Origin of the sequence: Aeromicrobium wangtongii (genome assembly GCF_024584515.1) — a bacterium.
Taxonomy (GTDB): domain Bacteria; phylum Actinomycetota; class Actinomycetes; order Propionibacteriales; family Nocardioidaceae; genus Aeromicrobium; species Aeromicrobium wangtongii.
Map to the genome: position 1 here is coordinate 872191 of NZ_CP102173.1, position 21433 is coordinate 893623.

The following is a 21433-nucleotide window of genomic DNA, read 5'->3' on the forward strand; positions in this document are numbered from 1 at the left end:
GCGTTCTTTCGGTCGTCCACTAGAGTCGATCCACGTGGACGAGACCGAGACGACGCGCCCTTGGCTCGACGATCCGCCCACCGTCGGAGCCGTGCTGGTGGCCCACAACGGGGCCCGGTGGCTCCCGAAGGTGCTCGCATCGTTCGGCCACATGGACCACGCGCCGACCGCGTGGCAGGTCGTCGACGTCGACTCGAGCGATGGCAGTGCCGATCTGCTGACCGAGTCGTTCGGCGCGGACCTGGTCACGCACGCCCCGCCCGGCACCGGATTCGGTGACGCCGTCCGCCAGGCCGTCGCCCGCCTGCCGCGGACCGACTGGATCTGGCTGCTGCACGATGACGCCGCCGTCCTGCCCGACACGCTGGCCGGCCTGCTCGACATCGCGACCTCGGCGCCCGACATCGCGATGGTCGGGCCGAAGATCCGCGAGTGGCCGTCGCTGCGTCGCCTGCTCGAGGTGGGCGTGACGATCACCTCGACCGGCGGGCGGGAGACGGGCCTGGAGACGGGCGAGCCGGACGCCGGCCAGCACGACCGACCGCGGGACGTCCTGGCGGTCAACACCGCCGGGATGCTGGTGCGGCGCGATGTCTGGGACGAGCTGGACGGTCTCGACCCCGATCTGCCGCTGTACTTCGACGACGTCGACTTCGGCTGGCGGCTGGCCCGGGCCGGCCACCGCGCCATGACGGCGCCGGGAGCCGTGATCTTCCACGCCGAGGCGAGCCGGCGCGGCACCCGCCCGCGCGTCAACGGCGACGTCCCGCACTGGGAGCGGCGCCGCGCGGCGCTGTTCACCCTGCTGGCCAACACCTCCCTGCCGCGATTCCTGTGGCAGCTCGTGCGGTTGTTCATCAGCTCGCTCGTGCGGGTCACCGGCCTGCTGATCGGCAAGGACCCCGAGGCCGCCGGCGACGAGCTGCTGGCCCTGCGGTCGACGTACCTGCACCCGGTGCGGCTCCTGCGCGCCCGGCGACGACGCGCCCGCACGGCCAGACGTTCCCAGCGCGCCATCCGCGCCCTGTTCCCGGTGTACTGGCTGCCGTACCAGCACGGGTTCGACGTCATCCGCGAAACGGTCCGCGCGATGGTCAAGCCCGAGGCGGCCCCGTCCGCGGGACGACGAGCCAACCGGCCCGACCTCGCGCCCGACGAGGACGAGCACCTCGACGACGAGCCGCCGCTGCTGATCCGGCGCCCGTGGCTCACGGTGGTGCTCGGTCTCGTCCTGGCGTCGTTGATCGCCGGCCGTGGGCTGCTCGGTGGCGGTCTGGCCGGCGGCGCCCTGCTGCCCGCCCCCGCCTCGGCCGGGCAGTGGTGGGGGCTGCTGTTCGAGAGCCACCACGACATCGGTCTGGGCAGCACCTCTCTGCCCCCGCTGTTCGCGCTGCCCCTGGCCCTGGTCGCCACCCCGGTGTGGTTCAGCCCGGGCCTGGTCATCACGGTCCTGATGGTCTTCTCGGTCCCCTTGGCCGCGCTGTCCGCGCACCGCTTCGGCCGCCTGATCAGCCCTCACCGGGCGCCTCGGATCGTGTGGGCGGTCGCGTACGGCCTGACCGTCGCCGCGACCGGCGCCGTGGCGCAGGGACGCCTGGGCGCGGTCATCGCACTGATCATCGTGCCGATCATCGCCAACAGCGCCTGGCAGCTCGTGGCCCGGCCGGGGTGGCAGCCGGCGCTGCGACTGGGCATCTGGATCGCGCTCGCGGCGGCATTCGCGCCGATCGTCCTGCTGCTGGGCCTGGTCGCCCTGCTGATCCTGTGGTGGCTCGGCGGGCGTCGCGTCGGTCGCCAGCTCGTGGTCGCGATCGTGGTGCCGGTGCTGCTGCTCGGCCCGTGGGTGGCCCAGCGGGCGCTGCGCCCGTGGCGGATGTGGTGGGAGGCGGGTCTGCCGCTGCCGGGCTCCGCGACCGTCCGGGACGTCGTGCTCGGGCGGCCCGGCGGCCCCGGCGAGGCCCCGCTGTGGCTGACGGTCACGCTGATCGTGCTCGCGGTGGCGGCGCTGGTCCCGCGCGCCACCCGGCCGGGCGTCCAGCTGGCGTGGCTCGTGGCCCTCCTGGGTCTTGCGGTGGCACTGATGGGCACGCTCGTCACGTACTCGACGCCGGGCTCCCCGGCCGATGTGACCCCGTGGGTGGGAGTACCGGCAGCGCTGTGGCTGGCCGGTCTGTCCACGGCGGTCCTGCTGGCGGTCCCTGCGGTGACGTCCTGGCAGCGTCCGGCCATCATCGCGGCCGTCGTGGTCGCGCTGGTGATGCCGGTCGGCACCGGGGTGTGGTGGGTGGCCCGCGGCATGAGCGATCCGGTCGACGACTCGCGCCGCGACGTCGTCCCGGCCTTCCTCGCCGACCGCCCCGGGGACACCCTCGTCCTGACCGGCAGCATCGCGTCGGGCGTGGAGTACGAGGTCGTCCGGGGGGAGGGCCCGTTCCTGGGGCAGGAGGCCCTCGCGCCCCCGTCGTCGGTGTCGTCCACGCTCACCAGCTCCGTGCGCAGGCTGCTCGCCCAGTCCACCGGCCCCCAGGTCGAGACGCTCGCAGGTGCTGGCATCGGCGCGATCTACGCGCCGCACGCCGATGCCGATCTGGCCCGCCGCATCGATGCCACCCCGTTGCTCGAGCCATCGGGCAGCGACGATCCCAGATCACGGGTGTGGACGCTGGTCCCGCAGCCCGATCTCGTCCAGCCGTCCGCGCCCTGGTGGCACCGCGTCGTCATGGGCGTGCAGGTGGTGCTGTGGCTCGCCGCCATCGTCCTGACGGCGCCCGTGCGGCGCCGCACCGATCCGGAGCCGCTGTCCGACGAGGAGGACGAGGTGGTGACCGTATGACCGCAGCAGATCTGCGCGCCGCGGCCCTGCCGGTCGTGGCGATCGTGCTCGTGGTGCTGGCCACGCTCGCGCCCTCCGGCGCCGACCGGGCGAAGGGCGACCGAGCGCCGGGCACCGTCGAGGTGACCCGCTCGGCCTATGCGTGCCCGGCCGGCTCGGCCATCACGGTGGCGGCCGGACAGGTCACGGCAGGAACGTCCGGCACCGCCAGCGTCCTGCCCGCCATGACTCCCGACGGCCGGCTCGGCGGCGCCACGTCGTGGCGCACGGGTGTCGTCGACGCCCCCGGTGTGCTCGTGGAGCAGGCGGGCCGCGGTTCCGGCGCGGTGGGCTACTTCGCCGGCACAGCACCGCGGTCCGGCGGCGGCGGACTCGTCGTCGGCCCGTGCCCGGGCGTCGTGGACGACGCATGGCTGCTGGGCCTCGGCTCGGGAAGCAAGCACTTCTCGACGCTCATCCTCACCAATCTGGGCGACACCCGGGCCGCCGTCGACCTGACGCTGTGGGGCCCGGCGGGCGAGATCGACGCCGTCGACGCCAAGGGCGTCGTGATCGAGCCGCACTCGGTCAACCGCATCCCGCTGGACAGCCTGGCCGCGGGGGAGTCCGAGGTCGCGGTGCGCGTGCAGCGTCTTCGCGGATCGGTGTCCGCCGTCGTCAACGACACGTCGACGGCCACGTTCAAGGGCACCGAGCCGATCTCGGTCGCGCAGGGCCCGAGCCGCGAGCAGATCGTCGGCGGCGTGGTCGGCGGCACGAGCGGACGCACGCTGCTCGTGCTGAACCCGGGCACCTCCACCGCCCGGGTCGACGTCCAGGTCATCGGCCCCGAGGGGACATTCACCCCGGCCGGGCTCGAGCAGGTCACGGTCGAGGCCGGGACCCTGCGCGCCGTCACGGTGCCCAGGACCGCCGGGTCGCCGGAGCTGGCGCTGCGCCTGACGTCCGACCAGCCGATCTCCTCGACGGTGCGGATGGCGCCGACGACCGCGGACTACGCCTATGCCGAACCGACCGTGCCGCTCACCGGCCCGGCGGTCGTGCCGGTCGACCTCGGTGCCGCCAGTGGGGTGCCGCAGCTCGTCCTGACCGCGCCCGGACCCGCGGCCACCGTCGAGATCCAGGCGTTCGACGCCCAGATGGCGCCCCTGATGTCGTCGACCGTCGAGATCGGGGCCGGCGCCACCCAGGTGGCCGGCGTGGACGCCGAGGGTGCCGCCTATCTGGTGCTCCGGCCGAAGGGCCAGGTGATCGCCGCGGCGACCTACACCAAGGGCAAGGCGATCAGCTCGCTGGCGGTGCAGGACGCACCGGTGTCGGTCATCGCCCCGCAGGTTCGTCCGGCCGGTTGAACCGACGAGGTCAACGGGGTCGGGGGTCCAGGTCGTCCGGCGACATGTGCCACACCTCGGCCAGCCGGTCCAGGACGATCGTCCACACCAGATCCTCCAGGTCCGCGTTGGTCAGGCAGCGCTGGGTGATCGGGATGCGGAACAGCATGATCCGGTGCCCGTCGGGAATCGGCGCGACGATGCTGAGCGGTACGTCGTCGGTCCACTCCGGCGGCAGCAGCGGCGCCTCCTCGACGACGACCTCCACCTGGTCGGGCTCGACGGTGAAGTGGGGCTCGAGGGCCGCGAGCACCTCGCCGACCAACAGGTCGAACGATGCCTTGGGCGGACGGTGCGCGGGCACGCTGCGCGGCGACAACGGGCCCGGCAGCGCCATCGGCCCGCGCGGTCCGCGTCCGCGTCGATCCCGCATCCGCCCGGGGCGCGGACCGGTGACGACCCCACGCCAGCGCGAGGTCGCGCCGTCGGCCGAGTCACGGGTCATGCGGTGAGCCTAACGCGCAGAGCGTGGCCCGCCGGATAACCTCGGCCCGTGGGAACAGTTCGACGGTGCACGCGATCCACGTGCTCACAGGCAGCGGTGGCGACGTTGACCTACGTCTACGCCGACCAGACGGCGGTCCTCGGCCCGCTGGCGACGTACGCCGAGCCGCACACGTACGACCTGTGCGAGCTGCACGCGCAGCGCATGTCCGCACCCCAGGGCTGGCACGTGCTGAGGCTCGCCCCGGACCCGGACGCCGCCGAGCCCAGCCGCGACGACCTGCTCGCCCTCGCCGATGCCGTCCGCGAGGCCGGCCGGCCCCCTGCCCCCGCCCCCGACGGTCCGCCGTCCCTACGACTTGTGAGGCCTGATTCGTGATCGATCCCCGTCTGGAGAAGGTGGTCAAGGCCTATGACGTCCGTGGCCTGTCACCCGCCGAGCTCGACGCCGACCTGACCCGCGCGCTGGGCGAGGCGTTCGCGATCGAGACCGGCATCGACCAGGGTCGCGGCGCGGCCGTCATCGGGCACGACATGCGCGACACCTCGCCCCTGCTGGTCCGCGCCTTCGCCGACGGCGTCCGTGCGCAGGGCGGCAACGTGATCGGCATCGGGCTGGCCTCGACCGATCTGCTCTACTTCGCCTCCGGCGACTTCGACCTGCCCGGCGCGATGATCACGGCCAGCCACAACCCCGCGCAGTACAACGGCATCAAGCTGTGCCGCGCCGGCGCCAAGCCGATCGGCTACGACTCGGGGCTCCGGGCGATCGCGGAGAAGGCGACCGAGCTCCTGGGACGCAGCGAGCTGCCCGAGCCGACCGGGACGTACGAGGAGCGCGACGCCCTGACGCGCTATGCGGAGTATCTGCACCAGATCGTGCCGATCCCGGCCGGTCGCCGGCTCAAGGTCGTGGCCGACGCCGGCAACGGCATGGCCGGTCACACCGTGCCGTCGGTCTTCGCCTCGCTGGACGTCGAGCTCACGCCGATGTACTTCGAGCTGGACGGCACGTTCCCGAACCACGACGCCAACCCGCTGGACCACTCGACGCTGGTCGACCTGCAGGCCAAGGTCCGCGAGACCGGTGCTGACATCGGCCTGGCCTTCGACGGCGACGCCGACCGCTGCTTCGTCATCGACGAGCGCGGCGAGGTCGTCTCGCCGTCGGCCATCACGGCCCTCATCGCGCACCGCGCCCTCCTGACGACGCCCGGCGCGACGATCCTGCACAACGTCATCACCTCCAAGGCCGTGCCCGAGATCATCACCGAGAACGGTGGCACCGCCGTCCGCACACCGGTGGGGCACTCGCTGATCAAGGCCGAGATGGCGCGCACCGGTGCGGTCTTCGGTGGAGAGCACTCGGGGCACTTCTACTTCAAGGACTTCTTCCTGGCCGACTCCGGCATGATCGCGGCGCTGCACGTCATGGCCGCCCTCGCCGAGACCGACGGCACCGTCTCCGAGCTCATGGCACAGTACGAGCGCTATGTCGCCTCGGGCGAGATCAACAGCACCGTCGCCGACGGCCCGGCGATCCTCGCCGAGCTCACCAAGACCTACGGCGACCACGACCAGGACACGATGGACGGGCTCACCGTCACCGCCGACAGCTGGTGGTTCAACGTCCGGGCGTCCAACACCGAGCCGTTGCTGCGGCTCAACGTCGAGGGTGACGACGAAGCGACCATGGCCGCGGTGCGCGACGACGTGCTGGCCGTCATCCGTCGGTAGGCTGCAGCCATGAACCTCGACCCCGCCCTGCTGGAGATCCTCGTGTGCCCGCAGTGCCGCGCCACGCTGTTCGTCGACGACGACGCCAGCGAGCTCGTCTGCAATGCGTGCGCCCTGGCCTACCCCGTCCGCAAGGACATCCCGGTGATGCTCGTCGACGAGGCACGTCCGATCAGCTGATCTCGGACGTCGCCGGGCCTACACGCGCTTGGGCGTCGCGATCGGGTCGAGCACGTCAGCGACGTGCGGGTCCCCGGCGTCCACGAGGTAGTCGCCCGGCCGGGTCTCGTCCGTCCCGGCACCCACGCCGAAGGCCTGGCACACGACCGTGCCGACGACCGCGACCAGCAGGTTCAGCACCAGCGCCGTGATCCCGAAGTAGATCAGGTTCTCGCTGATGTGGACCCCGAAGACCTCCAGCGGCCCCACCGAGCCGCCGAAGTGCGAGTCCGGCTTGCCCACGACGGGCTTGTTGTAGGCCGCGATCGTGCCCCACACCATCCCGACGGCCCAGCCGGCGAGCAGGGCGTACCGGTGCAGCCACCGCGTGTAGAGGCCGATGACGATCGACGGCAGCGTCTGCAGGATCCAGATGCCACCGAGCAGCTGCAGGTTGATCGCGAAGTCCTTGGGCAGCGCGAGCACGAACACGAGTGCGCCGAACTTGACCAGCAGGGACGCGATCTTGCTCTGCTGCGACTCCTGCGCATCGGTCGCATCGGGGTTGATGTACGCCTTGTAGATGTTGCGGGTCCACAGGTTCGCCGCTGCGATCGACATGATCGCTGCCGGGACGAACGCGCCGATCGCGATGGCCGCGAACGCGACGCCCGCGAACCAGGGACTGAACTCCTGCTCGAACAGCTGGGGGATCGCGAGCTGGGGATTCTTGACCTGGATGCCGGCGGCGATCGCCGCGATGCCCAGCAGCGCCAGCAGCCCGAGCAGGAACGAGTACGCCGGGAGCAGCGCGGCATTGCGGCGGATGATGTTGCGGTTCTTGGTCGACAGCACCGCCGTGACCGAGTGCGGATACATGAACAGGGCCAGCGCCGAGCCCAGCGACAAGGAGGCGTAGGCCCACTGCGAGACCCCCATCCCGGGAATGAGCCCCTTGGCGCTGGCCTCGCCGGCTGCGATCGCATCGGCGTTGTCGCTGTTGAACGAGCTGAACGCCTTCTCGGCGGACTCGAAGATGCCGCTCCACCCGCCGAGCTGGGTCGGCAGGTAGATCACGGCCACGATGATCACCAGGTAGATCAACGTGTCCTTGACGAAGGCGATCAGCGCGGGCGCGCGCAGGCCTGAGGAGTACGTGTAGGCGGCGAGCAGGGCGAATGCGATGAACAACGGCAGGTCCTTGCGGAACCAGCTGGCGTCGTCGCCTCCGCCGAGGCCCATGACGTCCAGCACCGCCTGGATGCCCACGAGCTGCAGGGCGATGTAGGGCAGGGTCGCCAGGATGCCGGTGAAGGCGATCGCGAGCGACAAGGTCTTGGAGTCGAAGCGGCCCTGCACGAAGTCGGCGGGGGTGACGTACGAACGTCGGTGCGAGACCGACCACAGACGCGGCAGGAAGATGAAGATGATGGGGTACAGGATGATCGTGTACGGCACCGCGAAGAAGCCCGTCACGCTCCCGGCGTAGAGCGTCGCCGGCACCGCGATGAAGGTGTAGGCCGTGTAGATGTCGCCGCCGATCAGGAACCACGCGACGAAGGTGCCGAAGCTGCGACCGCCGAGCCCCCACTCGTCGAGGCTGTCGAGCTCGCCGACCTTGCGCCATCGGGCGGCCAGGAACCCCAGCACCGTGACGAGCAGGAAGAAGAACAGGAAGACGGTCAGTGCGACCGGGTCGACGTCATTCATCGCTCGCCGTCCTTGCCGTCCTTGCCGCCCGTGGAGAGCCCCGCGGCCCGGCGCCGCTGCCGCTCGTGACCGATCACCAGCCAGTACGCGATCGAGGTCAGCACGACGGAGACCAGGACCAGCACGAACTGGTACCAGAAGAAGAACGGGATGCCCGCGAGCTCAGGATCGCGCCGGGCGTACGTCGAGACGAGCAGGGGGAGCGCGACGGCGATGGCCAGCGCGACCCCGGCTGCGTACAGCGGGCCCTTTCCGGGCGGTGTGTGTTCTGGCATCGGATCCCCCGATCCTCCCCGGACGTGACCCACGTCACGCCGAGATCCAATTTAATGGTTGCGGTTCGCAATGCAAGGGGCTGAGCGGACGTTCGGGGCGCCGTACCGACCCGGTGTTTGATTGGGTGGGAGTGGGGGTCCGCCGGTAGGCTGTCGCCATGGATTACAACGTCGCTGACCTCTCCCTTGCGGAATACGGTCGCAAGGAGATCGACCTCGCCGAGCACGAGATGCCGGGCCTCATGGCCATGCGCGAGCGTTATGGCAAGGACAAGCCGCTGGCCGGGGCGCGCATCGCGGGATCGCTGCACATGACGATCCAGACCGCCGTGCTGATCGAGACCCTCGTGGACCTGGGCGCCGATGTCCGCTGGGCCACCTGCAACATCTTCTCCACCCAGGACCACGCCGCGGCCGCGGTCGTCGTCGGCCGCAACGGCACCGTCGACAACCCGCAGGGCACCCCCGTGTTCGCGTGGAAGGGCGAGACCCTGGCCGAGTACTGGGACGAGGCCGAGAAGGTCTTCGACTTCGCCGAGGGCGGCCCGAACGTGCTGCTCGACGACGGCGGCGACATCACGATGCTGCTGCACCTGGGCGTCGAGTACGAGAAGACCGGCGTCGTCCCCTCGCAGGACAGCACCGACAACGAGGAGTTCAAGGAGGTGCTGCGCGTCCTGGCCCGTTCGGTCGCCAACAAGCCGCAGCACTGGACCAACATCGCCAAGGACATCAAGGGCGTCTCCGAGGAGACCACGACCGGCGTCCTGCGCCTGTACGACCGTTTCCGTGACGGCACGCTGCTGTTCCCGGCGATCAACGTCAACGACTCGGTCACCAAGAGCAAGTTCGACAACAAGTACGGCTGCCGCCACTCGCTGATCGACGGCCTCAACCGCGCCACCGACGTCATGATCGGCGGCAAGGTCGCCGTCGTGTGCGGCTACGGCGACGTGGGCAAGGGCTCGGCGGAGTCGCTGCGCGGCCAGGGCGCTCGCGTCATCGTCACCGAGATCGACCCGATCTGCGCACTGCAGGCCGCGATGGACGGCTACGAGGTCAAGCGCCTCGAGTCGGTCGTCGAGACCGCCGACATCTTCGTCACCACGACCGGCAACTTCGACATCATCCGGGTCGAGCACTTCGAGAAGATGAAGCACCAGGCGATCGTCGGCAACATCGGTCACTTCGACAACGAGATCAACATGGCCGGCCTGGCCAAGATCCCCGGCATCGTCAAGGACGAGATCAAGCCCCAGGTCCACCAGTGGATCTTCCCCGACGGCAAGAAGATCATCGTGCTGTCCGAGGGACGCCTGCTGAACCTCGGCAACGCGACGGGCCACCCCTCGTTCGTGATGTCGAACTCCTTCACCAACCAGGTGCTGGCGCAGATCGAGCTCTACAGCAAGGCCAGCCAGTACGAGCTGGGCGTGCACGTCCTGCCCAAGCACCTCGACGAGGAGGTCGCCCGTCTGCACCTGGATGCCCTCGGCGTCGAGCTCACCGAGCTGAGCAAGGAGCAGGCCGCCTACCTCGGCGTCGACGTGGCGGGCCCGTACAAGTCGGACCACTACCGCTACTGAGATTTCACCTAGCAGTCGTGAACGAGCGCCAGATGTCTGCATCTGGCGCTCGTTCACGTCGGTGGCTCCGTACTATTGACGCGTGAGCTACCGACGGACCAAGCGCGACCGGGTGCTTGTCGTCGACGATGACGCCTCGCTCGCCGAGATGCTGACGATCGTCCTGGAGGGCGAGGGCCTGACCACGGCGGTGTGCCGCTCCGGGGACCGGGTCATGTCCGCATTCGCCCAGTTCAAGCCCGATGTCGTGCTGCTCGACCTGATGCTGCCGGGGCTGGACGGCATGAGCGTGTGCCGTCAGATCCGTGCCGCGTCCGGCGTCCCGATCATCATGCTGACGGCCAAGTCCGACACCCCCGACGTCGTCGCGGGGCTCGAGGCCGGCGCCGACGACTACATCACCAAGCCGTTCAAGAACACCGAGCTCGTCGCCCGCGTCCGGGCCCGCCTGCGTCGCTCGGACCAGATCGCCGAGACGCTCGTGTTCGGTGACATCGTCCTGGACCCCGCCGGACACACGGTGTCGCGCAAGGGCGAGCCGCTGGAGCTGACCCCGCTGGAGTTCGACCTGCTGGCCTGTCTGCTGGGCGATCCCTCGCAGGTCTTCACCCGCGAGTCCCTCCTGCAGAAGGTGTGGGGATACCACCACCCGGGCGACACCAAGCTGGTCAACGTCCACATGACCCGCCTGCGCTCCAAGATCGAGGACGACGCCGAGAACCCCCAGGTCATCCGCACCGTCCGGGGGGTCGGGTACCAAGCGATCCTCCCGGGCTCATGACGGCGCGCTGATGCCCAGCCTCGGCCGGTTGTGGCGTCGCTCGATCCAGGCGCGGGTCGTGACCAGCACGATCCTGCTGAGCACCCTGGTCGTCACGCTGACCGGCTGGGCGCTGCTGCGCGACGTCGCCGACGGCCTGGCCGACAGTCGCCGCTCGACGGCGATCTCCGAGGCGCGGTCGGGCTTCGACTACGCGCAGACCCAGCTCGACGCCGCGGTCGACACCGAGACGTCCACCCAGTCGCAGGTGCTGACCCAGATGGTCGACTCCCTGACCCGCTCGCGCGGGGCCAGCAGGACGTACGAGCTCGTGCTGGAGGGGCCGCTCCTGACCGAGGACGGCGAGGTCCCCATCCGCTCGTCGGCCGCGATCGACCCGGACTCCCTGCCGCGCGACCTCTCGGACGCCGTGCGGTCCGGGCCCGGGACGTTCTGGCGCTACTCCGACCTGGCCCTGCTGGGCTCGTCGACGCGGGACGCGTCCGTCGTGGTCGGCAGCCAGCTGCGGGCGCCGGGCAGCGGGGACACGTATGCGCTGTTCTACCTGTTCTCGCTGGCCGACCAGCAGGAGACCCTCGACCTCGTGCGCCGCGCGCTGCTGCTCGGCGGGATCGCCATGGTGCTCATGGTCGGCGGGGTGGCGTGGCTGGTGTCCCGGCAGGTGCTCGACCCCGTGCGGCTCGCGCGCCGCATCGCCGAGCGCTACGCCAGCGGCAACCTCGAGCAGCGCATGCACGTCTCCGGAGAGGACGACATCGCCCGGCTCAGCTCGTCCTTCAACCAGATGGCGGCCAGCCTGCAGAGCCAGATCCGGCGGCTCGAGAACCTGTCGCGGGTGCAGCAGCGGTTCGTGTCGGACGTGTCCCACGAGCTGCGGACGCCGCTGACCACCGTGCAGATGGCCAGCGAGGTCCTGTACGACTCACGGGACCGGTTCGACCCCCAGACGGCGCGGTCCGCGGAGCTGCTCAAGCGGGAGCTGGACCGGTTCGAGTCCCTGCTGTCCGATCTGCTCGATCTCAGCCGGTTCGACGCGGGAGCGGCCGACCTCGAGCTCGACCTGGTCGATCTGGCGCAGGTCGCCCGGGACGCAGCCGATGATCCCGTCCTGGAGCGAGCCGGCATCACGGTTCGCCTGGTCGGCGTCGAGCATCCCGCAGTGGTCGAGGCCGATCCACGCAGGATCGACCGCATCGTGCGCAACCTGCTGGCCAATGCGGCCAAGTACAGCCAGTCACCCGTCGTCGAGATCCGGGTCGCCCAGAATGACGAGTCCGTCAGCCTCGCGGTCCGCGACTTCGGCGTGGGCCTGTCCGGCGACGAGGCCATCCGGGTCTTCGACCGGTTCTGGCGCGCCGATCCCGCCCGCGCGCAGGGCGGCACCGGCCTGGGACTGGCGATCTCGCGCGAGGACGCGGCCCTGCACGGCGGGACGCTGCAGGCCTGGGGGCGTCCCGGTGCCGGCAGCGAGTTCATCCTGACGCTGCCCAAGCCTGAGGGATCGGCCAAGCACCCACCTCTCGTCTCGGTGTTCGCATGATGCGGCTGCGCAGCATCCGTCGCCTGATCGCCGGCGGGCTGGCCGTCGCGGTCGTGTCGGGCTGTGCGGGCATCCCGTCGTCCGGTCCGGTCACCAAGGTCGCCGACGACGGCGGTCTGGGCCAGAGCGCCGTCCGCTACGCCCCGGCCCGCCCATTGCCGGGAGCGACGCCCGAGCAGATCGTGCGCGGCTACCTCGATGCGATGCTGGCCTTCCCGGCGTCCTCACGCACCGCATCGGCGTTCCTGACGCGGCGCGCGGCTCGTGACTGGGTCTCCTCCTCGCAGGTCCGGATCTACTCCGGGCCCGAGGTGGGCGGAGCGCTGGACGTCGACGGGCGCCCCAGTGCGGCCGAGGACCCGTCGGAGCCGGTCAAGGTGCGCCTGGGGTTCACCGAGGCCGCGCGCCTGGACCGGCAGGGCCGCTACGCCCGTCGGGCCGTCCCGGCGGCGCTCACCTACACGCTGCAGCAGGTCAAGGGGGAGTGGCGGATCACCGACCCGCAGGACGGCCTGCTGGTCAACGAGAAGTTCTTCACCGACTACTTCCGATCGTTCGACCTGTACTTCTTCGACCGACCGGGTCGACGCCTCGTCCCCGACCCCGTGTACCTCGTGGTGGGCGACCAGCTCGCGACGACGCTGCTCACGAGCCTGGCGGGCGGCCCGGCGCCGGACTCGGTGGAGTCGATGCGCACCTATGTGCCGCCGAGAACCGGACTGCGACCGTCCGTGCCGGTGTCGGACGACGGCGTCGCCGATGTCGAGTTCACCGACGACCTCGCCGATGCCACTGACACCGCCCGGGACCACCTCTCGGCGCAGGTCGTCTGGACCCTCCGGCAGGCCCCGGGTGTGGAGGGCGTCCGGCTGCTGGGCGGCGACACCGCACTGACCGCTGGCGGCGACGAGATCCAACCGGTGCAGGCCTGGGGTGGCTACGGACCCAGCACGGCCCGCGGTCGCACCTATGCCGTCGTGGAGAACAGGGTCGCCGAGATCGACGACGGCCGGATCATCCCGATCAGCGGACGATGGGGCAAGAATGCGCGCGGCGCCGAGCTGGTCGCGGTGTCGCAGTCGGGTGTCGCGGGTGTGCTCCCCGGCGACGACGCCGTCAGGGTGACGTCGCGCGACGGATCGGCGCCGCTCACGGTCGGCGGCAACGACTTCATCGAGCCCGACTGGGACTCCGACGGGCGGCTGTGGCTCGTCGACCGCGCGGCCGGCGGCACCCGCGTCCGCGTCGTGTCCGACCAGCAGCAGGTCCAGATCGCGGTCCCCGGACTCGCCCGTCTGGACGTCACCTCGTTCAAGATCTCCCCGGACGACACCCGGTACGCGGTCACGGCCGGCCGGCGGATGTACGTCGGCGAGGTCGTGCGGGACGTCAAGGACCAGGTGCTGGGGCTGGGCCTCCCGTCCCGTGTCTTCACGACGGTGAGCGGGCCGCGAGCGGCTTCCTGGTCGTCGCCGACCGAGCTGTCCTTCCTCGGTGACAGCCAGGCCGGTGTGCAGATCTACCAGGTGCAGATCGACGGCTCGCGGACTACCAGCGAGGTGGCCCGCAGCGGCTCCCTGCTGCCCGATGTCCGAGCCCGCGGCCTCGCGATCGCGCAGGGCGGCACCGGGACGCTCCACGTCAGTGACGCGCGCCGACGGCTGTGGTACCTGCCGAGGGGCGGCTCCTGGCGGATGATCGACACCCCGCCGGCCACAGGGCTGAGCTACGGCCGCTGACCCCACAGGCCGGCGGCGAAGGCTGGTGTCGGTCCCGTCCCTGACGCATCGTGGCGGGGTGCGCCATCTCGTCGTCCCCGTCGCGGACCTGCTCCTCGGTGCGCGGTGCGCCGCCTGCGGGGGCGCGGCGCTGGTGCTGTGCCGCGACTGCGGAGCGGGCGTCGGGCCCCAACCGTTCGTGGTCCGGGACCTCGCGGCTCCGGGCCTGCGGTCGGGCGACGTCCCGTGCGTCGCGTCGGGCGTCCACGCCTCGACGATGCGACGGATCGTGCTGGCCTGGAAGGAGGAGGGCGTCAGCCGACTGACCGATCTCCTGGCGCACCACCTCGCGGCATCCGTCCTGGCCCACGTGTCCCATCCCGATCCGGTGCTGCTCGTGCCGGTGCCCACGTCCCGGCGGAGCCGCCGCGTCCGTGGACGGGACCTGGTCGACGAGCTGGCTCGGGCCTCGGCGCGTCTGCTGGCGCAGGTCGGAGTCGACGTCGAGGTGGAGCAGGCGCTGCGCCACAGCCGTGGCGTCCGGGACCAGGCGGGTCTGGATGCGGTGGCGCGCCAGGAGAATCTGGATGGTGCGTTCGTGTGCCGTCCGCGGCGTCCCCGCACCCCGGGGCCCGTGGTGGTCGTCGACGACATCCTGACGACGGGAGCCACGGCTGCGGAGGCCGTGCGGGCCCTGCGAGTGGTCGGTCGGCGACCGATCGGCGTGGCGGCGATCAGTGCCACGGCGAGGACGAGACCGGCGCCCGGCGCCGTGTGAGCAGGATCACACACTGGCATTCCTGAGAGCGCGGGAGGAAGTTACCCCCCGCGCTGGTGATCCGCAAGGGGGCGGTCTACCGTCGCAGATATGGCATGAGGAAGGCGCCCACCAGCGCGAACCGAAACGAGGAGTCCTAATGGAAATTGTCGTCAACGGTCGCAACAGCGAGATCTCCGAGAGCTTCAAGGAGCGCGTCGCGGACAAGCTTCTCCGGCTCGAGAAGTACGACTCCCGTCAGAAGATCAATCGGGTCGAGGTCGAGGTCACCCACGAGAAGAACCCCCGCCAGCACGACACGGCCGCCAAGGTCGAGATGACGCTGCGCTCCCGCGGGCCGGCCGTGCGCGCGGAGGCCACGTCGACCGACCAGCACTCCGCGCTCGACGCCGCGATCGACAAGCTCGAGTCGCGCCTGCGCCGGGCGGTGGACCGTCAGCGCATCCACCGCGGCGAGAAGCGTCCGACCTCCGTCGCCGAGGCCCTGGCGACGACCGACATCGAGGACCTGGTCCTGGACGAGCCTGCCGACGACGACGTGCCGCGCAGCATGGCCGGACCGATCGAGGTCCAGGGCGACTGCCCGCTCGTGGTGCGCGAGAAGACCCACCAGGGTACTCCGATGACGCTCGAGCAGGCGATGTACGAGATGGAGCTCGTGGGCCACGACTTCTACCTGTTCATGGAGAAGGACTCGATGCGCCCCAGCGTGGTCTACCTGCGCAAGGGATACGACTACGGCGTGATCCACCTCGACGTCACGGAGTGAGCGCGAAGCGCTGAGCGGTGCCACCTGAGCTGGTTCCGTGGCATGATCGACGCGTGACTTCCCGGGGAGACAGCATCCGCGTCCTGTTGGTCGATGATCAGGAGCTCTTCCGGCGCGGCGTCAAGATGGTGCTGGGAGCCGATGAGGCGCTCGAGCTCGAAGAGGTCGACGACGGGGACAAGGCGCTGGAGCTGGTTCGCGAGAACCCGTTCGACATCGTGCTGCTGGACGTCCGGATGCCCGGGCGCAGCGGGGTCGAGGTGTGCGCGGCGATCAAGGAGATGTCCCCGACGACCGGCATCATCATGCTCACGGCCAGCGATGACGAGTCGGATCTGTACGCAGCGATTCGAAGCGGCGCCTCCGGCTACCTGCTCAAGGACGGTTCGACCTATGAGCAGGTGGCCGAGGCCGTCCGCCTCGTGGCGTCCGGGCAGTCGCTGATCAGCCCGAGCATGGCCACCAAGCTGCTCGACGAGTTCGTGCAGATGTCCAAGAGCCCGGCGCCGGCGACCAACCTGACGCCGCGTGAGCTCGGTGTCCTGCGCCATGTCGCCCGGGGACTGAGCAACCGGGAGATCGCCGAGGAGCTGTTCATCAGCGAGAACACGGTGAAGAACCACATCCGCAACATATTGGAGAAGCTGCAGATGAAGTCGCGCATGGAGGCGGCCATGTACGCCGTGCGCAGCAAGCTCGTCGACGACATGCCCTGAGCGTGACGCCGCAGCAGCTCACGGTCCTGCAGGCCCGCCGGATCGCACTGGCGGCCCAGGGCTTCACCCGGCCGCGGGTCGGCCTGAGTCGAGACGTCGGGTCCGCCCACATCGCTCGGGTGATCGAGAGGCTGGGCTTCTTCCAGATCGACTCGGTCAACGTCCTGCAGCGCGCCCACTACATGCCGTTGTTCTCACGGCTGGGCCCGTACGACGTCGAGCTCCTGCACCGGGCGTCCGGCCGGGCACCGCGGCGTCTGTTCGAGTACTGGGCCCACGAGGCCGCGCTGGTCGACGTCAACCTGTGGCAGGCCTTCCAGTTCCGGATGGAGGCCGGCGCGCGCATGTGGGGCGGCATGATCCGCATCGCCCGCGACAAGCCCGAGTTCGTGGAGTGGGTGCTGGACGAGGTGCGCGCGAACGGGCCGCTGACGGCGCGCGAGATCGAGCACGACGTGCCTCGGCAGCGTGACAACTGGGGGTGGAACTGGTCGGAGGTCAAGGCCGCGCTGGAGTACCTGTTCTACAAGGGTCAGGTGACGGCGGCGCGACGCAACTCCGCCTTCGAACGTGTCTACGACCTGCCGGAGCGGGTGATCCCGCGCGCGCAGCTGGAGGCTCCGCCGCTGGACGCCGCCGAGGCGCACCGCGAGCTGGTCGGCCACGCTGCTCGCGCTCTCGGGGTCGGGACCGCGCAGTGCCTGCGGGACTACTTCCGCCTGCAGCCGGGGCCCACCAAGGCGGCGATCGAGGACCTGCTCGAGACCGGTGAGCTGCTCCCGGCCACGATCGCGGGCTGGAACCGGCCGGCCTACCTGCACCGTGATGCCGTCCTGTCCCGCAAGGTCCAGGCGCGCGCACTGCTGAGCCCGTTCGACCCCCTGGTGTTCGAGCGCACGCGGGCGGAGCGTCTCTTCGGCTTCCGCTACCGCATCGAGATCTACGTCCCGGCCGACCAGCGGGTCCACGGCTACTACGTGCTGCCGTTCCTGCTGGGCGACCGGCTCGTCGCCCGGGTCGACCTCAAGGCCGACCGCCAGGCCGGGGTCCTGGTGGTGCACGGCGCCTGGGCCGAGGACCACGCCCCGGCCCACACCGCCGGCGAGCTGGCCGCGGAGCTGCGGCTCATGGCGGACTGGCTCGGGCTGGGCTCGGTCGCGCCACCCGCGAAGGGTGATCTGGCCGGGGAACTCACGCGTGCCCTTGCCTCTGTTCTAGACTGAGAAGGTTCCCGTCTTCATTCGGTGAGCGTCGTGCAGCACCAGCCGTCCCAGGAGTGCATTTTCGTGCCCAAGGTCATTGACAAGATCCTTCGCATGGGCGAAGGCAAGGTCCTCAAGCAGCTCGAGGCCATCGCCAAGCAGGTCAACGCCATCGAGGACGAGTTCCGTGCGATGAGCGATGACGAGCTTCGCGGTATGACCGACGAGTTCCGCGAGCGGATCGCCGCCGGGGAGACGCTCGACGACCTCATGCCCGAGGCCTTCGCGACGGTGCGCGAGGCAGCACGTCGCGTGCTCGGCCAGCGCCACTTCGACGTGCAGATCATGGGTGGCGCCGCGCTGCACCTGGGCAACATCGCCGAGATGAAGACCGGCGAGGGCAAGACCCTCGTCTCGACGCTGCCGGCCTACCTGAACGCGCTGTCGGGCAAGGGTGTCCACGTCGTCACGGTCAACGACTACCTGGCCAAGTACCACGCCGAGTGGATGGGCCGTGTGCACCACTTCCTCGGCCTCAGCGTCGGGCAGATCCTGCCGACCATGACCCCGGCCGAGCGCCGCGAGTCCTACGCCGCCGACATCACGTACGGAACCAACAACGAGTTCGGCTTCGACTACCTGCGCGACAACATGGCCGACGACATCGCCGACTGCGTCCAGCGCGGTCACAACTTCGCCGTCGTCGACGAGGTCGACTCGATCCTGATCGACGAGGCCCGTACGCCGCTGATCATCTCCGGACCCACCGAGGAAGAGGTCAAGTGGTACGGCGAGTTCGCTCGCATCGTCGGCGCGATGAAGATCAACGAGCACTACGAGGTCGACGAGAAGAAGCGCACGATCTCGGTCACCGAGGAGGGCATCGACCGCGTCGAGGACCAGCTCGGCATCGACAACCTCTACGACGCGGTCAACACGCCGCTCATCAGCTTCCTGAACAACGCGATCAAGGCCAAGGAGCTGTTCAAGAACGACAAGGACTACGTCGTCATGGACGGTGAGGTCCTGATCGTCGACGAGCACACCGGCCGCATCCTGGACGGGCGCCGCTACAACGAAGGCCTGCACCAGGCGATCGAGGCCAAGGAGGGCGTGCGCATCCGCGAGGAGTACCAGACCCTGGCCACGATCACGCTGCAGAACTACTTCCGCCTGTACGACAAGCTCGGCGGCATGACCGGTACGGCCATGACCGAGGCCTCCGAGTTCGACAAGATCTACAAGCTCGGCGTCGTGCCCATCCCGACCAACCGTCCGGTGGCCCGCGTCGACCAGCCCGATCTGGTCTACCGCACCGAGCAGGCCAAGTTCGACGCCGTCGTCGAGGACATCGTCGAGCGGCACGCGAACGGCCAGCCGATCCTGGTCGGCACGACCAGCGTCGCCAAGAGCGAGCGGCTGTCCAAGCAGCTCACGAAGCGCGGCATCCCCCACGAGGTGCTCAACGCCAAGCAGCACGACCGCGAGGCCGCGATCGTCGCGATGGCCGGCCACAAGGGCGCCGTGACCGTCGCGACCAACATGGCCGGACGAGGCACCGACATCATGCTCGGCGGAAGCGTCGAGTTCCTGGCCGATGCGGCCCTGCGCAAGAAGGGCCTCGACCCGCTCGAGGACTCCGAGGCGTACGAGGCCGCGTGGCCCGACATGCTCAAGCAGATGGAGGAGCAGGTCGCCGCTGAGCACGACGAGGTCGCGCGGGCCGGCGGCCTGGCCGTCATCGGCACCGAACGTCACGAGTCGCGTCGCATCGACAACCAGCTGCGCGGTCGTTCCGGCCGTCAGGGCGATCCGGGCGAGACCCGCTTCTACCTGTCGCTCGAGGACGACCTGATGCGCCTGTTCAAGGCCGACTGGGTCAACTGGGTGCTGCAGACCATGAAGATCCCCGACGACGTCCCGATCGAGAACAAGCGGGTCACCGGCGCGATCGCGTCGGCGCAGGCCCAGGTCGAGGCGCAGAACTTCGACACCCGCAAGAACATCCTCAAGTACGACGACGTCATGAGCCGCCAGCGCGAGGTCATCTACGCCGAGCGTCGCCGCGTCCTCGAGGGCGAGGACATGCACGAGTGGATCACCTCGATGATCGGCGAGGTCACGGGCGCCTACGTCACCGGTGCGACCGAGGGCTTCCCCGAGGAGTGGGAGCTCCAGCAGCTGTGGACGGCCCTCGGGACCCTCTACCCGGTCGGCGTGACGATCGAGGAGGTCGAGGAAGAGGTCGGCGGCCGCGAGGGTCTGAGCCGCGAGACGCTCAAGGAGCGCATCGAGGCCGATGCGCTGCAGGCGTACAAGAACCGCGAGGAGGAGCTCGGCAGCGAGGTCATGCGCGAGCTCGAGCGTCGCGTCGTGCTCAGCGTGCTGGACCGCAAGTGGCGCGAGCACCTGTACGAGATGGACTACCTGCGCGAGGGCATCGGCCTGCGCGCCTACTCGCAGCGCGATCCGCTGGTCGAGTACCAGCGCGAGGGCTTCGAGCTGTTCAGCGCCATGATGGAGGGCATCGCCGAGGAATCGGTCGGCTTCCTGTTCAACCTCGAGGTCCAGGTCGAGACGACCGAGGACGACGAGGACGACGAGGCGCTGCAGCTGTCGGCCAAGGGCCTGGGCGTGAAGTCCGCCCCGCAGGCGCTGTCCTACTCTGCTCCCAGCGAGGACGGCGAGGCCGAGGTCCGCGGCGAGACCCTCGTCGAGGAGGAGAGCCCGGAGTCGGAGGCACGCCGTCAGGCCAATGCCAAGAACAAGGCTCGCCAGAAGGCCAAGCAGCAGCGCAAGAGCCGCAAGAACAACCGCTAGGCGTCGCGGCCCTCGCCCCGTCGGGGGCCGCGTGCCATGGTGGACAGCATGACTGAGCGGCCCACCACCCAGCCCACTGTCGTCGTGACGGGAGCCAATGGCTTCGTCGGTTCCCGGGTCTGCGCGGCCCTGGCCGAGCGGGGCGCCGCGGTGCGGGCCGTGGTGCGGCGCCCGGGCACGGCACCGACGCTGCCCGGGGTCGAGGAACGGGTCGGCGACTTCGCCGACCCGGCCTTTGCCTCCACCGTGCTGGCCGGCGCTGACGCGGCCGTCACGACGGTGTATCCGATGACCAGCGACGACCGGCAGACCCAGCTGGACGTCGCGGTGAAGGGCACCACCGAGTTCGCGCGTGCGGCGGTCGGTGCCGGCGTGGAGCGCCTGGTGCACATCTCGACGACCGCCGTCTACGACCGCTCACCGGGGACGGGCGACGTCGACGAGGATGCGGCCTTGGTGCCCGACGAGGCCGGCGACTACGCGGTCGTCAAGCGCGACACCGACATCGCCCTGGCCGGTGTCGACGGCATCACGCGGGTGCTGGTGCGTCCGCCGGCGATCCTCGGCGCGGGAGGGTCCTCGGTCTGGAACACACAACGTCCGGCCGCCGTGCGTGATGCCGCCTCCGCGCCCCACGCGGTCGCTGACCAGAGCTTCGCGTGGGTCCACGTGGACGACCTGTCCTCGATCGTCGCCGATCTCGCGGTGGGACGCGTCGCGGCGGCCGCCGATGTGACGGACGGCCCGGTCGATGGTGGCTGCACGCCCGTCAACGTGGCGGCCGGCCCGGCGACGGCTCGCGACTACTGGAGCGTCGTCGCGGGCGCGCTGGGCATGGAGCCGGTCTGGGAGGACAAGCCGGCCTGGACCGGCAGGATCGTGACGGATCGGGCAGCCGGCTGGGGGTGGACCCCGCGGGTCGACCTGGCCCAGGCGCTCGCCGAGCTCGAGGCCGGACTTCGATAGCCGGCTCG

The 21433-nt window shown here is 70.2% G+C and carries 18 protein-coding genes; 15 read left to right on the forward strand and 3 right to left on the reverse strand.

The window, feature by feature from the left end:
* Positions 1-34 precede the first annotated feature (34 nt).
* Both NQV15_RS04410 and NQV15_RS04415 read left to right on the forward strand, forming a co-directional pair.
* Positions 35-2833 carry a glycosyltransferase family 2 protein gene (locus NQV15_RS04410; RefSeq protein ID WP_232398394.1) on the forward strand — a complete coding sequence of 933 codons (2799 nt, stop codon included), beginning with the start codon at positions 35-37 and terminating at the stop codon, positions 2831-2833.
* Positions 2830-4185, forward strand: a complete 1356-nt coding sequence (locus NQV15_RS04415) for a DUF5719 family protein (RefSeq protein WP_232398395.1) — start codon at positions 2830-2832, stop codon at positions 4183-4185. The genes NQV15_RS04410 and NQV15_RS04415 overlap by 4 nt, the downstream gene beginning before the upstream one ends.
* Positions 4186-4195: 10 nt before the next feature.
* Here the strand turns inward: NQV15_RS04415 and NQV15_RS04420 are convergent, their stop codons facing one another.
* On the reverse strand, positions 4196-4669 hold the full coding sequence (locus tag NQV15_RS04420) for a metallopeptidase family protein (protein ID WP_232398396.1): 474 nt from the start codon (positions 4667-4669) through the stop codon (positions 4196-4198).
* A 48-nt stretch (positions 4670-4717) separates the two neighbouring features.
* Here NQV15_RS04420 and NQV15_RS04425 point away from each other — a divergent pair, with 48 nt between their 5' ends.
* Genes NQV15_RS04425 through NQV15_RS04435 form a run of 3 tightly spaced genes read left to right on the forward strand, consistent with a single transcriptional unit; the run spans position 4718 to position 6585 of the window.
* Positions 4718-5047, forward strand: a complete 330-nt coding sequence (locus NQV15_RS04425; RefSeq protein WP_232398397.1) for a DUF3499 domain-containing protein — start codon at positions 4718-4720, stop codon at positions 5045-5047.
* Entirely contained in the window at positions 5044-6405 is a 1362-nt protein-coding gene (locus NQV15_RS04430) for a phosphomannomutase/phosphoglucomutase (RefSeq protein WP_232398398.1), read from the forward strand. The genes NQV15_RS04425 and NQV15_RS04430 overlap by 4 nt, the downstream gene beginning before the upstream one ends.
* A gap of 9 nt (positions 6406-6414) precedes the next feature.
* Positions 6415-6585, forward strand: coding sequence for a Trm112 family protein (locus NQV15_RS04435; RefSeq protein ID WP_232398399.1), 171 nt, complete (start codon positions 6415-6417; stop codon positions 6583-6585).
* A gap of 18 nt (positions 6586-6603) precedes the next feature.
* Here NQV15_RS04435 and mctP read toward each other — a convergent pair whose 3' ends face one another.
* Positions 6604-8274 carry a monocarboxylate uptake permease MctP gene (mctP, locus tag NQV15_RS04440; protein ID WP_232398400.1) on the reverse strand — a complete coding sequence of 557 codons (1671 nt, stop codon included), beginning with the start codon at positions 8272-8274 and terminating at the stop codon, positions 6604-6606.
* Positions 8271-8549 (reverse strand): DUF3311 domain-containing protein, encoded by a 279-nt coding sequence (locus NQV15_RS04445; protein WP_232398401.1) that lies wholly within the window; start codon positions 8547-8549, stop codon positions 8271-8273. The genes mctP and NQV15_RS04445 overlap by 4 nt, the downstream gene beginning before the upstream one ends.
* Before the next feature lie 158 nt (positions 8550-8707).
* On the opposite strand from NQV15_RS04445, the gene ahcY reads away from it, so the two are divergent.
* The 10 genes from ahcY (at position 8708) to NQV15_RS04495 (ending at position 21425) form a co-directional block, all read left to right on the forward strand.
* Entirely contained in the window at positions 8708-10135 is a 1428-nt protein-coding gene (gene ahcY, locus NQV15_RS04450; RefSeq protein ID WP_232398402.1) for an adenosylhomocysteinase, read from the forward strand.
* Positions 10136-10217: 82 nt separating this feature from the next.
* On the forward strand, positions 10218-10916 hold the full coding sequence (gene mtrA, locus NQV15_RS04455; protein ID WP_257125091.1) for an MtrAB system response regulator MtrA: 699 nt from the start codon (positions 10218-10220) through the stop codon (positions 10914-10916).
* Between the two features lie 10 nt (positions 10917-10926).
* Positions 10927-12456 carry an MtrAB system histidine kinase MtrB gene (mtrB, locus tag NQV15_RS04460; RefSeq protein ID WP_232398403.1) on the forward strand — a complete coding sequence of 510 codons (1530 nt, stop codon included), beginning with the start codon at positions 10927-10929 and terminating at the stop codon, positions 12454-12456.
* Complete coding sequence (locus NQV15_RS04465) at positions 12453-14195, forward strand: LpqB family beta-propeller domain-containing protein (protein WP_232398404.1); 1743 nt, start codon at positions 12453-12455, stop codon at positions 14193-14195. Before mtrB ends, NQV15_RS04465 begins: the two co-directional genes overlap by 4 nt.
* Before the next feature lie 58 nt (positions 14196-14253).
* Complete coding sequence (locus NQV15_RS04470; protein ID WP_232398405.1) at positions 14254-14952, forward strand: ComF family protein; 699 nt, start codon at positions 14254-14256, stop codon at positions 14950-14952.
* Positions 14953-15091: 139 nt separating this feature from the next.
* A complete protein-coding gene (hpf, locus tag NQV15_RS04475) occupies positions 15092-15721 on the forward strand; it encodes a ribosome hibernation-promoting factor, HPF/YfiA family (RefSeq protein ID WP_232398406.1) in 630 nt (209 codons plus the stop codon).
* A 53-nt stretch (positions 15722-15774) separates the two neighbouring features.
* Positions 15775-16437 carry a response regulator gene (locus NQV15_RS04480; RefSeq protein WP_232398407.1) on the forward strand — a complete coding sequence of 221 codons (663 nt, stop codon included), beginning with the start codon at positions 15775-15777 and terminating at the stop codon, positions 16435-16437.
* A gap of 2 nt (positions 16438-16439) precedes the next feature.
* Positions 16440-17660 (forward strand): winged helix-turn-helix domain-containing protein, encoded by a 1221-nt coding sequence (locus NQV15_RS04485; protein WP_232398408.1) that lies wholly within the window; start codon positions 16440-16442, stop codon positions 17658-17660.
* A gap of 93 nt (positions 17661-17753) precedes the next feature.
* Complete coding sequence (gene secA / locus NQV15_RS04490; RefSeq protein ID WP_455423614.1) at positions 17754-20459, forward strand: preprotein translocase subunit SecA; 2706 nt, start codon at positions 17754-17756, stop codon at positions 20457-20459.
* Between the two features lie 48 nt (positions 20460-20507).
* Positions 20508-21425 carry an NAD-dependent epimerase/dehydratase family protein gene (locus NQV15_RS04495; protein ID WP_232398409.1) on the forward strand — a complete coding sequence of 306 codons (918 nt, stop codon included), beginning with the start codon at positions 20508-20510 and terminating at the stop codon, positions 21423-21425.
* Positions 21426-21433 lie beyond the last annotated feature (8 nt).